Annotated in this window: 12 protein-coding genes and 1 tRNA gene; 2 read left to right on the top strand and 11 right to left on the bottom strand. The window is 67.1% G+C overall.

Annotation, left to right across the window (positions count from 1 at the left end; genetic code table 11):
- Positions 1 to 53: 53 nt before the first annotated feature.
- Genes ACFC14_RS14505 through ACFC14_RS14470 form a run of 8 tightly spaced genes read right to left on the bottom strand, consistent with a single transcriptional unit; the run spans position 54 to position 8,245 of the window.
- On the bottom strand, positions 54 to 2,528 hold the full coding sequence (locus ACFC14_RS14505; RefSeq protein ID WP_376105841.1) for a DEAD/DEAH box helicase: 2,475 nt from the start codon (positions 2,526 to 2,528) through the stop codon (positions 54 to 56).
- The gene (gene tatC, locus ACFC14_RS14500) at positions 2,525 to 3,283 is read right to left on the bottom strand and encodes a twin-arginine translocase subunit TatC (RefSeq protein ID WP_376107208.1); all 759 of its coding nucleotides are present in this window, start codon (positions 3,281 to 3,283) and stop codon (positions 2,525 to 2,527) included. The genes ACFC14_RS14505 and tatC overlap by 4 nt, the downstream gene beginning before the upstream one ends.
- A 57-nt stretch (positions 3,284 to 3,340) precedes the next feature.
- On the bottom strand, positions 3,341 to 3,577 hold the full coding sequence (gene tatA, locus ACFC14_RS14495; RefSeq protein WP_136043906.1) for a Sec-independent protein translocase subunit TatA: 237 nt from the start codon (positions 3,575 to 3,577) through the stop codon (positions 3,341 to 3,343).
- A gap of 32 nt (positions 3,578 to 3,609) precedes the next feature.
- A complete protein-coding gene (locus tag ACFC14_RS14490; protein WP_376105839.1) occupies positions 3,610 to 4,605 on the bottom strand; it encodes a helix-turn-helix transcriptional regulator in 996 nt (331 codons plus the stop codon).
- Positions 4,602 to 5,594, bottom strand: coding sequence for a helix-turn-helix transcriptional regulator (locus tag ACFC14_RS14485; protein WP_376105837.1), 993 nt, complete (start codon positions 5,592 to 5,594; stop codon positions 4,602 to 4,604). Before ACFC14_RS14485 ends, ACFC14_RS14490 begins: the two co-directional genes overlap by 4 nt.
- A complete protein-coding gene (locus tag ACFC14_RS14480) occupies positions 5,594 to 6,526 on the bottom strand; it encodes a hypothetical protein (RefSeq protein ID WP_376105834.1) in 933 nt (310 codons plus the stop codon). Before ACFC14_RS14480 ends, ACFC14_RS14485 begins: the two co-directional genes overlap by 1 nt.
- Before the next feature lie 10 nt (positions 6,527 to 6,536).
- On the bottom strand, positions 6,537 to 7,556 hold the full coding sequence (locus ACFC14_RS14475) for a tRNA (adenine-N1)-methyltransferase (protein ID WP_376105831.1): 1,020 nt from the start codon (positions 7,554 to 7,556) through the stop codon (positions 6,537 to 6,539).
- Positions 7,556 to 8,245, bottom strand: coding sequence for an HAD family hydrolase (locus ACFC14_RS14470; protein WP_376105829.1), 690 nt, complete (start codon positions 8,243 to 8,245; stop codon positions 7,556 to 7,558). Before ACFC14_RS14470 ends, ACFC14_RS14475 begins: the two co-directional genes overlap by 1 nt.
- A gap of 81 nt (positions 8,246 to 8,326) precedes the next feature.
- Between ACFC14_RS14470 and ACFC14_RS14465 the strand changes: the two genes are divergently transcribed.
- The gene (locus ACFC14_RS14465) at positions 8,327 to 9,175 is read left to right on the top strand and encodes a PAC2 family protein (RefSeq protein WP_376105826.1); all 849 of its coding nucleotides are present in this window, start codon (positions 8,327 to 8,329) and stop codon (positions 9,173 to 9,175) included.
- Positions 9,176 to 9,181: 6 nt separating this feature from the next.
- Here the strand turns inward: ACFC14_RS14465 and ACFC14_RS14460 are convergent, their stop codons facing one another.
- Both ACFC14_RS14460 and ACFC14_RS14455 read right to left on the bottom strand, forming a co-directional pair.
- Positions 9,182 to 10,006, bottom strand: coding sequence for an undecaprenyl-diphosphate phosphatase (locus ACFC14_RS14460; protein ID WP_376105823.1), 825 nt, complete (start codon positions 10,004 to 10,006; stop codon positions 9,182 to 9,184).
- A gap of 42 nt (positions 10,007 to 10,048) precedes the next feature.
- Positions 10,049 to 11,344 (bottom strand): M20/M25/M40 family metallo-hydrolase, encoded by a 1,296-nt coding sequence (locus tag ACFC14_RS14455; RefSeq protein ID WP_376105821.1) that lies wholly within the window; start codon positions 11,342 to 11,344, stop codon positions 10,049 to 10,051.
- 112 nt (positions 11,345 to 11,456) lie between these two features.
- Here ACFC14_RS14455 and ACFC14_RS14450 point away from each other — a divergent pair.
- Positions 11,457 to 11,539, top strand: a tRNA-Leu gene (locus ACFC14_RS14450).
- A gap of 107 nt (positions 11,540 to 11,646) precedes the next feature.
- On the opposite strand, the gene ACFC14_RS14445 is transcribed toward ACFC14_RS14450, so the two are convergent.
- Positions 11,647 to 12,744: a VIT1/CCC1 family protein gene (locus ACFC14_RS14445; RefSeq protein ID WP_376105818.1), complete on the bottom strand. Its 1,098-nt coding sequence runs from the start codon at positions 12,742 to 12,744 to the stop codon at positions 11,647 to 11,649.
- Between the last annotated feature and the right edge of the window lie 31 nt (positions 12,745 to 12,775).

Genomic DNA, 12,775 nt, shown 5'->3' with positions numbered 1-12,775 from the left:
AGGCAAGGGGGCGCGCTCGGGCGCAACGGTTTCCGCGGATGTCGGCGCCATCATCACATCGACGAGTAGGCGACGATGCCGCGGCGCACGCCGTCGAGAGCACTGCGGGCGGTGCGGGCGACAGCCGCATCCTCAGCCACGATGGACAGCTGATCGAGGAGGTCGATGGTCTGCTTCGCCCAGCGCACGAAGTCTCCCGCGGCCATGTCCGCGTCGATCAGCACCCGGTCGAGCATGCCGCCGCGAGCCCACGCATGCATCGCACCCGCGAGTCCGGCCGCGAGCGGTTCGCTCCCCGGCAGACGATGATCCTGCTCGAGGTCGTCGAGTTCGGCCCAGAGCGTGGTCGTCTTCTCATATGCCACTCGGAATGCGCCGCGCGGGAGGCCGCGCTCCCCCGAGTTCGCTTCGTCACGTCGCGGCTCGTACACGAGGCAGCACGCCATCGCTGCGAGAGAGGGCGCATCGAGACCCGCCCAGAGTCCTTGCCGCAGCGACTCGGCGACGAGCAGATCCCGTTCTCCGTAGATCCGACGCATCGTGCGGCCGGCCTCCGTGAGTGTCGTCTCCCCGTCCACCTCCGTCAGATAGTCGAGTGTCTCCAGCACTTCGACGACACGGTCGAAAACGCGCGCCACCGTCCCGGTACGAGTCTCGATCTGGCGCCGGATCCGGTCTGTCTGTCGCTTGAGCTTCCAGTAGCGTTCCGCCCAACGCGCGTGTGCTTCCCGATCCGGGCAGCGATGGCACGGGTGGCGCTGCATCTGCGTGCGCAGCGTCTGGATGCGCTTCATCCGCTTGTCGCGCGACGCCCGCGGTGCCTGGGAATCCTGTCGATTCTTCTTCTCGAGATCACTGAGTTCCCGGCGAATGGCAGCGTACTCGGCGAAATCCCCGTGCTCGCAGGTCATCGAGCTCAGATAGCCGGCCAGCGACTCCTCGGCCTCACGCACCTGGCGCGCCAGTCCGACGACCGAGCGATCGGCCTGGAACTGAGCGAAGGACGACTCGAGAATCTGTCGGGCCCTGGCCTTGCCGAACATGTCGATCAGATTCACGGCCATGTTGTAGGTGGGCCGGAAGCTCGAATTCAGTGGATAGGTGCGTCGCGACGCCAGCGCGGCGACGGCCTGCGGGTCCATCCCCTCGGTCCACTGCACGACCGCGTGACCCTCGACGTCGATGCCCCGTCTACCGGCACGGCCGGTGAGCTGGGTGTACTCCCCCGAGGTGATCGCGACCCTGGCCTCGCCGTTGAACTTCTCCATCTTCTCGAGAACGACCGTTCGGGCGGGCATGTTGATGCCGAGTGCCAGAGTCTCCGTCGCGAAGACGACCTTGATGAGCTTGCGTCGGTACAGCTCTTCGACGACCTCCTTGAACGCCGGCAGCAGACCCGCGTGGTGCGATGCGACGCCGCGCTCGAGGTTGTCGAGCCACTCCCAGTAGCCGAGCACGTCGAGGTCCTCGTCCTGGAGTGTCCGAGTCCGATCCTCCACGAGGGAGCGAATCTCCGCCCGCTCCTCGGGGGAGGTCAGCCGAAGCCCGGAGCGCCGTACCTGCTGCACCGCGGCGTCGCAGCCCACGCGACTGAAGATGAAGAAGATCGCCGGGAGGAGGTTCGCCCGTTCGAGGAGATGCACGACCTCGGGACGATCCATCCGCTCGATCCGGCGGGCGTTGGAGGCGCGGACGGGTCGTCGCCCACCGCGCGGCGGGCGCTTCGCCTGACGCCCGGCGTGACGATCGCTGCGATACGACTGCGCCTGCCTGTTGTTGTCGTAGTTCGACCCGGTCGACGAGCGGATCCGCATCAACTCCTGGTTCACCTGCGCGGTCGCAATACCCGCGCGATCGTCGAACAGCGGGAGAAGATCATCGCGGACGAGGACATGCTGCTCCAGCGGTACAGGCCGGATCTCGGAGACGATGACGTCGGTGTCACCGCGCACCGTGTCGAGCCAATCGCCGAACTCCTCGGCGTTGGAGACCGTGGCGCTCAGTGAGACCAGCCGCACCCTCTGGGGCAGGTGGATGATGACCTCTTCCCACACGGCACCCCGGAAACGGTCCGCGAGGTAGTGGACCTCATCCATGATCACGTAGCGCAGATCGTTGAGCGCGGTGGAGTCGGCGTAGATCATGTTCCGCAGCACCTCGGTGGTCATGACCACGATGCGCGCATTGCCGTTGATGTTGGTGTCGCCCGTGAGCAGACCCACTTGATCTGCTCCGTACACCTCGACCAGCTCGCGGAACTTCTGGTTCGAGAGCGCCTTCATCGGCGTGGTGTAGAACGCCTTGTCGTTCGGCGCCCGCATCGCGAGATGGATCGCGAACTCGCCGACGATGGTCTTCCCTGCCCCCGTCGGCGCCGCCACCAGCACGCTGCGGCCGTTCTCCAGTGCGTGGCATCCCGCGACCTGGAACGGATCGAGCTGAAACTTCTGCAGTGCGGCGAATGCCGAGGACTCCGGGTGCTCCGCTGCCTGCTGCGCCTGCGCGTACCGATCGGAGGGGGAGCTCATACCGGGTCCGGCAACAGCCCGGTCGCCTCGTCGCGCTTGCGCTTGCGTCGGTCGAACAGCAGGGAGAGGCCGGCGGCGGCGAAGAACAGGACGATCAGGATGCCGGCGAGCATCAGCATGCTGACCACATCGGCGGCCGGGGTCGCGAGCGCCGCGAAGACCGTCGCGATGATGATCGCGATGCGCCACCCCTTGAGGATCGCCCTCCCCGACATGACACCGGCGAGGTTCAGTGCGACGAGGAACACCGGCAGGACGAACGAGACGCCGATGACGATCATCAGCTTGAAGACGAAGTCGTAGTACTCCTGCGCGTAGTAGAAGTTGGTCGCGCCGTCCGGCGTGAAGCTCCACATCAGCTCGATCACGTGCGGCATGATCATGACGCCCAGATAGCAACCGGCGAAGAACAGCGGGACAGCGGCGACGACGAAACCGACGGTGTACCTGATCTCCTTGCGGGTCAGGCCGGGCATGATGAACGCCCAGACCTGCCACAGCCAGACCGGCGCCGAGATGAACAGGCCGATCGAGAAGGCGATCCGCATTCGCATGTCGAACGCGGCAGTCACCGTGCCGAAGTTGAGCGCACTGAAGTCATCACCGCGCTTCTCGGTGATGATGCGGATGGGCTCCGTGATGAAGTGGATGACCGGGTCGGCGACGATGAACGCCACGACCATGCCCACGACCAGAGCGAGCGCTGCGTACATCAGACGCTTGCGCAGTTCGACGAGATGCGCGCCGAGCGACATCCGCCGATCCCGATCCGCCTTCGGCATCACGGTCGGTTCGATGGCTGCCACGGCCGGTCAGGCGCGAGGCGGAGTCTCAGGGTCTGCGCCCGAGTCCTTGACCGACGTCGGCTCGGCGACGGTCGAGTCGGCGCGAGACGCATCGTCGTCCTTCATCGCCTTCATCTCACCCTTGAAGACGCGGGCGGACTGGCCCATGCTCTTCGCCAGAGCCGGCAGCTTGGCGGCACCGAACAGAAGGAGGATCACGGCGAGCACGATGAGGAGGTGCCAGCCTTGCATTCCAGCGAACATGTCAGGATTCCCGTCGTCGATGAGCGTTCGGTTCAGTCTACAGATCTCTGAGATATATCGGGTCGGCGATACAGCGCGAGTCCCGACGCGGCCCAGTCCTTGGTCGCGGATCGGGCGATACCCGGCTCCAGCACTTCCATCGCGCCGCCGAATCGCCCGGCGAGCCGCTTGATGCCACGCGGATCGGCGAGGTGAAGCGTGGTGGTCACCGCGCCGTCGACCACATCGGGCTGCCCGGTGGGAACGAAGCCGCTCAACAGGGGCGCGAGCCACTCCGGCACGCGCACGGTGACTTCGCGTTCGTCGTCGAGACCGGCGAACGCCTCAGGAACGTGTTCGCCGCCGTGGGTGATCGGAATCTCGGTGAGCGTCGGCGCGCTGACACGGTCGAGGTGGAACGTCCGCATCGCCTGCCGCATGTGGCACCAGCCCTGCAGATACCACTGGCCGTTCGTGATGAGAATCTGCATCGGATCGACCGTTCTGGTCGTCGGCGCGGCATCCGGGGCCTGATAGGTGAAGGCGATCGCGACGCCGTCGTGCAGGCCTCGCGCGACGGCTTCACGGACCTCGTCGACGGCGCTCGGCGCGACGACGACCTCGGCGGGTGCATCGGCTGCGCCGCGGGACAGCTTGGAGATGAGTCCTGCGACGAGGCCAGAGTCGGAGACTGCCGGCACTGCTGCGACCATCTGCAGTCCGGCGAGCAACGCTGCCGCCTCGCGCGCGGTGAAGCGCGGGACTCGACGCAGGGCTACATCGTTCGTGATCTCGATGACGTCTTCGAGGTCGAGCAGGTCCCAGTTGATGTCGAACATCTCCTGCGGCTGCTGCCAGTAGCCGGACTCCCCGGGGAGCCCGATCACGGTCAGCTTCTCGACCATCCCGCGCATCTCCTGCGGCGTCACACCGAACTCCTCAGCGGCCTCGGCAAGAGACACCTGACCGTGCTCGAGCAGGTACGGCACGAGAGTGAGGTACAGACGGACACGATCGGCCGCGAGCAGCGGCTTGGACTTCGCACTCATGATGCCTCCGCCCGATCTGTGTGCGCGTCGACGACAGCCCGGAGCCGGTCGATGACCGCGTCGCGCAGCGCGGCCGGTTCGACCACCCGGACCTCCGGTCCGTAGGAGGCGAGCTCATCGGCGAAGATGTGCAGGTCGACGAACGGTACGTGGATCCCCTGAGGCGCTGCCGTCGCACGTCGCCCGAGTCGCAGCGCAGCTTCGGTGCCGGGCGTCACCTCCAGCAGTGCAGAGTTCGCAGCAGCGACTCGCTCCAGACCGGAAAGGGCCCGATCCCCGGCTCCGTCTCGGAGTGCGGAATCGAAGGTCGTCGTGCTCAGCTTGACGGCGCCCACGATCCGGCTGAGCAGGAACGTGCGGTCCTCCTCGACGTCCGCATCGATGCCGAACACATGCCATCGGGCCTCGTAGTCGACGAGCGCCAATGGGCGGATCCGACGTCGCCGTGGTGCGTCCTCCCCCGGCTTCAAGTAGTCGAAGGTGACGACGCGACACCGCTCGATCGCGTCCTGGAGAGGCGCGAAAGCTGCGTCGCGGGCGGTGATCCGCGGTGCGAATCCGATGATCGGCTCGTCGCCGTCGATCCCCAGCGCACGGATCTTCCGAACCCCCGACTGCGCGTCGCCCGAGACGGACTCCGCACTCCAGACGCTCCCCGCCAGTTGCAGTACGGCCATCTCCGCGGCTGAGAAATCGATGTCACCGGGCAGGTCGTATTCCGCCTGCGGAATACGGTAACGAGCTTCTCGGAGGTCATTCGGATCGGCTGCGTCCCCGATCGTCTCGATCGGCACGCCGAGGGTGCGCAGCTCGTCCTTGTCGCGCTCGAACATCTTCTCGAGGGCGTCGGAGCGGGTGCCCGCATCCGCACGCTGCCGATATCCCGAGACGTTGTCGAGGATCTGCTGCTTGGTCAGCCCGATCTCCGTGGCCATCAGCGCCACGACGAGATTCGTCAAGCGCTCCTCCGCGGGGATCCGGCTGGCCATCACTGCGTCGGCGCCGTGACAGCGCCCAGGATGTCGACCACGTAGGCGACGGCAGGGCCACCGTCACCGGCGGGAGTCACGACGAGGATCTGCGAACCCACGGTCTTGCCGGCGAGAGCCTCCGCAACGGTCGGCGCCGAGGTCGAGAGATCGCCCGTCGGTCCCTGGCCCCAGGTGCTGTTGATGACCTTCTTGTCGTCCCAGCCCACGGCCATCACGTTCAAGAGGGGGATCTGGCCCGCTTCGACCTCTTCACCATCACCCTTGATGAGGGTCTGCACCACCTGCTCCGTCGGTGCAGCGCTGTCGGGGATGATGACGCCGGGCGTGCCATCGGGGGCGCGCACCACCGTCGGCATGCCCTTCGCATCGTTGAACTGGAGGGAACCCTCGGCGCGGGAGAGGAAGACATCGACCACGTCGATGACGAACACCGCGTTGTCGTCGGCCTCGAGGCCGAATCCCTGGAGGTTGTTGGCGCCGAAGTCTTCCGGGGTGAGGGCCGCGACGATCCGCGACCCCGCGGTCGCGCACGAGAACACCGACTCGAGTCCGGGCGACTGCGTCGCCCAGTAATCGGCCGTGGAGACCTGCCCTTTGGACTCGTCGTAGGACGTCGCGTAGACCTGCTTGCCGCTCTCGCCGCTGAAGATCGAGAGCTCCACCACGAGTGCCTGCGAGTTGTCGAGGATCTTCCGACCATCGCCCACCGTCGTGTCGGCGAACGCCGTCTTCGTGAGGTGCAGCGGACTGAAAACGCTGACGTCCGGAGTCGACCCGACGTCGCCCTCGACGGTCACGGCGTCGCGGATATCGGTCGACCCGGCCCCGCGATCGCAGGCGACGTCGCTCTCGGGCGCCACGGCGGTGCAGCCGGTCAGAGCGAGGACGGCAAGGCTGAGGGAGGCCAGAACGGCGGACGTTTTACGCACGCGCTCCAGTCTATTCCGTCGCGTGCCCGGAATCGCGCGAGGCCGAAGCAAGGCGCGCCCCTTCGGCGGCCTTCTCGGCTTCTCTCGCCCGCTTGCGCAGGTTCTTGTCACTGATCTCCCGATCGCCGACGGCGCCGGGGGTCCATGCCTCGACATCCGCGTCGCCATAGCTGCTCTTGGAAGCACGTCGTTTGACCGAAGGCGCGATGGCGCCGGGCGCGAGTCGTCGCGCCGTCAGCAGGAACCCGGTGTGAGCGACCATGCGGTGGTCGGGGCGCACGGCGAGCCCCTCGACATGCCAGCCGCGGACCATCGTCTCGGAGGCATCGGGATCGGTGAAGAGTCCGGTGCCACGGATGTACTCCGCCACACGGGAGAGCTGAGTCGCGGTGGCCACGTAACAGAGGACCACACCGCCGGGGGTGAGCGCATCGGCGACGGCGTCGATACATTCCCAGGGAGCGAGCATGTCCAGCACCACCCGGTCGACGGCGCCCGCCTGCACCTCGTTCGGGAGCGACTCAACGAGGTCGCCCACGACGACGCGCCAGGTGTCGGGGTGCTCGCCGAAGAAGGTCTCCACGTTGCCGCGAGCCACGTCGGCGAAGTCCTCGCGCCGCTCGAACGAGATCAGGTTCCCCGCCGGGCCGACGGCCCGCAGGAGAGAGAGGGAGAGCGCGCCGGAGCCGACTCCGGCCTCGACCACGGTCGCTCCGGGGAAGATGTCGGCCTGCATCACGATCTGCGCCGCGTCCTTCGGATACACGATCGCCGCGCCCCGCGGCATCGACATCGCGAAGTCCCTCAGCAATGGCCGGAGAGCCAAGTAGTCGTGTCCGGAGCTGTTGGCCACGACGGAGCCGTCAGAAAGGCCGATCAGGTCACGATGGCGCAGCACGCCCTGGTGCGTATGCAGTTCTCCGTCTTCGCGAAGCGTCACCGTGTGCAGGCGCCCCTTCGGGCCGGTCAGCTGCACGCGATCGCCTGGACGGAACGGACCACTCGGCCTCGGAACGCGGCTATCGGTCATCAGGTTGCTCCTGTCGCGACGTTGATGCTGTCGAAGAGATCGGTGAGGTCAGCGGCGTTCCTGCCGGCGAGGGTCGGCCACAGCTCGTGGGCGCCCAGATGGTCGAGCGGCACGATGTGCGGAACGGCGAGAGTCAGCGCGCCCGACGCGAGGCCGGCGCGGACGCCCGTCGGCGAATCCTCGATGACGACAACGTCGGCGATGTCGACGTCGAGGAGTGCCGCCGCCTGCAGATAGGGCTCCGGATGCGGCTTCGGGTTGTCGACATCATCGCCCGCCACGACGATGTCGAACGCCTCGAAATCGATCAGATCGACGACGCTCAGCGCCATTCTCCGCAGCGACATCGTGACGAGACCCGTCGGTATGCCGGCCTCTCGGAGGTTTCGGAGGAGTTCCCGGGCGCCTGGCCGGAACGGGACGCCCTGGCTGCGGAGCGATTCCTGAACGGCGTCGGTGAGGTGGTCGACGATCGCCTCCGCCTCCATCGCGACACCGGCGCCCTGCAGGATCACGGCGCTGTCGAGCAATCCGCTTCCGACGAGCTGCAGCGCATCCTCGTGGCTCCACGATCCGCCGAAGGATTCGACCAGTGCCGTCTCGGCCGCCATCCAATACGGTTCGGTGTCGACGAGTGTTCCATCCATGTCCCACAGGACCGCGCTGGGCTTTCTGCTCACTGAACCCATGCTAGCCGGGGTGCCGCCCGCATCCCGCCGCCGCGGACTAGCCTGGAGGGATATCGTCCACGATCTCGAAGGGAGCCCTCGATGGATGTTCTCGGTCAGCGCATCGTCATCGCCGCCTTCGACGGCTGGAACGATGCGGGTGAAGCGGCGAGCGGCGCCATCGAGGCGTTGCGGGCGTCGTCGGAGTACGACCTCGTGCATTCCGTCGATCCCGAACTCTTCTTCGACTACCAGTACACGCGCCCGTCGAGTCGGATGGATGCCGAGGGCCGCCGTCAGCTGACGTGGCCGGAAGCGGGCCTCTGGCGCCCGCGCGACCCGGGCCCGGGACCCGAGTTCTGGCTGCTCACGGGCGCCGAGCCCGCCCGCACCTGGCAGGCGTTCGCCTCGGAGTTCATCGACGTGGCTCTGCGCGATGACATCACCGGACTCGTCACCCTCGGCGCGATGCTCTCAGACGTCCCCCACACGCGGCCGATCTCGATCTTCGCGTCCAGTCAGAATGAGCAGGTGCGGGAAGCACATGACCTCGAGCGCTCGCTCTACGAGGGCCCCGTCGGCATCCTGTCCGTGATCGAGCACTTCGCCGAGAACGCGGGGATCCCCACCGCCAGTCTGTGGGCCAGCGTGCCGCACTACGTCGCGTCCGCCACGCCCTCGCCGAAGGTGACTCTCGCTCTGCTCGACCGGCTCGAGGAACTGACTGGCGCCGACGTGGACCGCCAGACGCTGCGCACAGAAGCCGCCGCCTGGGAGGCTTCCATCGACGCGGCAGCGTCGGAAGACGAGGACATGGCGGAGTACATCCGTCAGCTCGAGCGCACGCGCGACACGTGGGACTCCCCCGAGGCTTCGGGCGATGCGATCGCGCAGGCGTTCGAACGGTATCTCCGCCGCCGCGACGACGGCCCGGGAGATCGCAAACGCTGAGCCGGATCAGGCCGCGATCACACCGGTACCGAGCAGTACCAGAAGCACCGTGCCGAGCAGGATCCGATAGATCACGAAGGGCAGGAAGCTGCGCTTCGAGATCCAGTTCATGAAGAACGCGATGACGCCGAGAGCCACCACGAACGCGATGCCGGTCGCCGCGAGAGTGTCGCCGAATGAGAAGAACGACGGCTCGTCCCAGCTCTTGAAGACCTGGTAGAAGCCGCTGCCGAACACGGCGGGGATCGCGAGCAGGAAGGCGTAGCGCGCAGCAGCGGCGCGCTCATAGCCGAGGAACAGACCCATCGTGATCGTGCCGCCGGATCGGGAGACCCCGGGAATCAACGCGAGCGCCTGCGCGAAACCGAAGGCGACGCCGTGCGGATAGGTCAGATCGTCGAGCTTGCGGCGCTTCGCCCCCACGTAGTCGGCGACGCCGAGCAGGATGCCGAAGACGATGAGCATGATCGCGACGATCCACATCGAGCGCAGCACGGTCTCGATCTGGTCCTGGAAGAGCAGCCCGAGCACCACGATCGGGATGCTGCCGATGATGATCATCCAGCCCATCCGCGCATCGGGGTCGTTGCGGGGGGCTTTGCCGACGAGCGAGCGGAACCACTGGCCGATGATGCGCACGATGTCACGCCAGAAGAACACGACCACCGCCGCCTCGGTGCCGATCTGCGTGATCGCGGTGAACGCCGCCCCGGGGTCCTCTCCCGACGGGAGGAACGTGCCGAGGATGCGCAGGTGGGCGCTGGAGGAGATGGGGAGGAACTCGGTGAGTCCCTGGACGATGCCCAGGATCAGTGCTTCGAGCAGGTGCATGAAGAGGCTTTCGGTGTTGTGAGGGCACGGAGCGGGCGGCGCTCAATACGTGCGCAGCAGATCGGCCAGCACGCGCTGGCCGAAGACAAGCGATTCTACGGGGACGCGCTCATCGACTCCGTGGAACATTCCTGTGAAGTCCAGTTCGGCGGGGAGCTTCAGCGGGGCGAAGCCGTAGCCGGTGATGCCCAGGAATGCCAGCGCCTTGTTGTCGGTGCCGGCGCCCAGCAGATACGGGATCACGGGGACCCCGGGGTCGTGGCGGCCGATGCTCGCGACCATCGCCTCCACGAGCTCGCCCTCGAACGGCGTCTCCATACCGATGTCGCGGACGACCGTCTCGATGACGATCTCATCGCCGACGATCTGCTGGAGCTCGGCCAGAACATCGTCTTCGGTGCCCGGGATGACCCGCACGTCGATGAGCGCCTCGGCACGCTCCGGGATCACGTTGTGCTTGTAGCCGGCGGTCAGGGCGGTGGGGTTCGTCGTCGTTCGGAACGACGACCGCAGGAACGCCTCTGCGGGCCCCGCGGCGGCCGCGAGTGCATCGGGATCGTCCGTGCTGCGCCCGCTGAGCGCACTGAGGCCCTCCAACAAAGCTGTGGTCGTCGGCGTGAGACGGATCGGCCAACGCGTGCGTCCGATCGCTGCGACGGCCTCTGCGAGCTTCGTCACGGCGTTGTCGTCGTGCAGGCGGCTGCCGTGCCCCGCACGCCCCTTCGCCACCAGGCGGATCCAGATCAGCGCCTTCTCGCCGACCTGCAGCAGGTACGCGCGCCGGTCGTCCACCGTGATCGAGTAGCCCCCGACCTCGCTGATCGCGGCCGTCGCCCCCGCGAACCACTCCGGGCGATTCTGCACCACGAGCGCCGAACCCTCGACACCGCCGTTCTCCTCGTCGGCGAAGAACGCCAGGATCAGGTCGCGCTCCGGCTGCTCCCCTGCCCGGAGGATCTCCGCGACGGAGGTGAGGATCATCGCGTTCATGTTCTTCATGTCAACGGCGCCGCGCCCCCACAGCATCCCGTCCTGGACGACACCGGCGAACGGGTCGACGCTCCAGTCGTCCGCCATCGCCGGCACGACGTCGAGGTGTCCATGCACGACGAGGGCCGGTTTGCTCCGATCACGGCCCGGAACACGCGCCATCACATTGGTGCGGCGCTCGATCGGCTCGTAGTACTCGACCTCCAGCCCGAGCTTCTCCAGGTAGGCGCCCACGTACTCCGCGGCCTCGCGCTCGCCCTTCGCGTTCCCTCCACCGAAGTTGGAAGTGTCGAAGCGGATGAGGTCGCTCGCGATGCGCACGACCTCGGGAAGAGAGGGATCGGTCATGTGCTCAAGGCTATCGAAACGGCGAGCCACGCCCGGGCGTACCGCTCGGTTCGAGAGGCCGCAGGGAACGTGGTAATGTCATTCTTCGGTCGGCAACGATCATCCAAAACCTGCGCGGGTGGCGGAATGGTAGACGCGCTACGTTGAGGTCGTAGTGCCCGTAAGGGCGTGGGGGTTCAAGTCCCCCTCCGCGCACAGGAAGATGAAGGCCCCGGTTCAATAGATCCGGGGCCTTCATCGTTGCATGGGGGCGGCCTTGCGGGGCCGGATCCCCGGCTGGCCCCGCAGTGTCCGGTCCGGAATCAGACCGCTCCGACTCCGAAGACCAAGCCAAGGACGTAGGTGATCGCTGCGGCACCGAAGCCGATCGCGAGTTGGCGGACGGCTCGACGCAGAGGCGGGCCGCCCGAGAGCACGCCGACCATCGCCCCGGTACTCAGCAGTGCTATGCCGACCAGGACCAAGGCGACGATGATCGCCGTGGGGCCCTGGAGGCCGAAGATCCAGGGAAGGACCGGGATGATCGCGCCCGAGGCGAACAGAAGGAAGCTCGAGATCGCCGCTGTCCAGTCGCTTCCGACGATCTCGTGATCGTCTCCGGCCTGGATGTTCACAGGTCCGGTCGCCGCACGACTGACCCCCGCCTGCGCTGCTGAGACGATGCGTCGCGCGCGGGACAGCGATTCCTCCTGGTCCATGCCGCGCGCCCGGTACACGAGCGCGAGTTCGTTCTCGTCTATGTCGAGATCACCGGCTGCGGCATGAGCGTCCTCATTCGCCTCCGTCGCGGCCAGCAGCTCACGCTGCGAACGCACCGACACGAACTCCCCGGCCCCCATCGACAGCGCGCCGGCCAAGAGCCCTGCGATCCCGCTGAAGAGGACGAATCCGGAGCTCACCCCGGTCGCACCGATGCCGAGGACCAGCGCGAGGTTGCTCACGAGACCGTCGTTGGCACCGAACACCGCGGCACGGAAGGACCCGGAGAGGCGTCTCCGTCCGCGCGCCGCGAGTCCGCGGACGACCTCGTAGTGCACCTTCTCGTCGGCACGCATCGCCGGGGTCGCGTACTGCTCGGAATCATAGGGCGAACGCGCTTCGGCGCTCTGAGCGAGCGCAAGCACGAAGATGGACCCGAAGCGGCCCGCCATCCACCCGAGCAGCTGGGAGCGCACGCCGGCACGCGGCAGCCGCGCGGGCTCCGTGCCGAGAAGGTCGAGCCAGTGCTGCTCATGGCGGCGCTCGGCATCGGCGAGCCTCAGGAGGATGTCCCGCTCCTCCCCCGTGCGGCGTGCCGCGAGCTTCTGATAGACCGCGCCCTCGGCGCGCTCCTCCACGAGATAGCGAGCCCAGCGCCGGCGATCGGCGGGGGTCGGGTCGGCAGCAGCGGGCGCTGTCATGGATCCTCCAGGTGTACGGTGCCCGATGCGC

The sequence above is a fragment of the Microbacterium sp. NPDC055988 genome (genome assembly GCF_042269505.1).
Taxonomy (GTDB): Bacteria; Actinomycetota; Actinomycetes; order Actinomycetales; family Microbacteriaceae; genus Microbacterium.
The sequence above is the reverse complement of the archived record's forward strand: the minus strand, read 5'-3'. Positions and strand labels throughout refer to the sequence as shown.

What these genes read in the sequence shown, in the direction of transcription:
- ACFC14_RS14505 (WP_376105841.1), bottom strand. Translation starts at nt 2,528, where the DNA reads ATGAGCTCCCCCTCCGATCGGTACGCGCAGGCGCAGCAGGCAGCGGAG.
- tatC (WP_376107208.1), bottom strand. Translation starts at nt 3,283, where the DNA reads ATGTCGCTCGGCGCGCATCTCGTCGAACTGCGCAAGCGTCTGATGTAC.
- ACFC14_RS14470 (WP_376105829.1), bottom strand. Translation starts at nt 8,245, where the DNA reads ATGGGTTCAGTGAGCAGAAAGCCCAGCGCGGTCCTGTGGGACATGGAT.
- ACFC14_RS14455 (WP_376105821.1), bottom strand. Translation starts at nt 11,344, where the DNA reads ATGACCGATCCCTCTCTTCCCGAGGTCGTGCGCATCGCGAGCGACCTC.
- ACFC14_RS14490 (WP_376105839.1), bottom strand. Translation starts at nt 4,605, where the DNA reads ATGAGTGCGAAGTCCAAGCCGCTGCTCGCGGCCGATCGTGTCCGTCTG.
- tatA (WP_136043906.1), bottom strand. Translation starts at nt 3,577, where the DNA reads ATGTTCGCTGGAATGCAAGGCTGGCACCTCCTCATCGTGCTCGCCGTG.
- ACFC14_RS14460 (WP_376105823.1), bottom strand. Translation starts at nt 10,006, where the DNA reads ATGCACCTGCTCGAAGCACTGATCCTGGGCATCGTCCAGGGACTCACC.
- ACFC14_RS14475 (WP_376105831.1), bottom strand. Translation starts at nt 7,556, where the DNA reads ATGACCGATAGCCGCGTTCCGAGGCCGAGTGGTCCGTTCCGTCCAGGC.
- ACFC14_RS14465 (WP_376105826.1), top strand. Translation starts at nt 8,327, where the DNA reads ATGGATGTTCTCGGTCAGCGCATCGTCATCGCCGCCTTCGACGGCTGG.
- ACFC14_RS14485 (WP_376105837.1), bottom strand. Translation starts at nt 5,594, where the DNA reads ATGGCCAGCCGGATCCCCGCGGAGGAGCGCTTGACGAATCTCGTCGTG.
- ACFC14_RS14445 (WP_376105818.1), bottom strand. Translation starts at nt 12,744, where the DNA reads ATGACAGCGCCCGCTGCTGCCGACCCGACCCCCGCCGATCGCCGGCGC.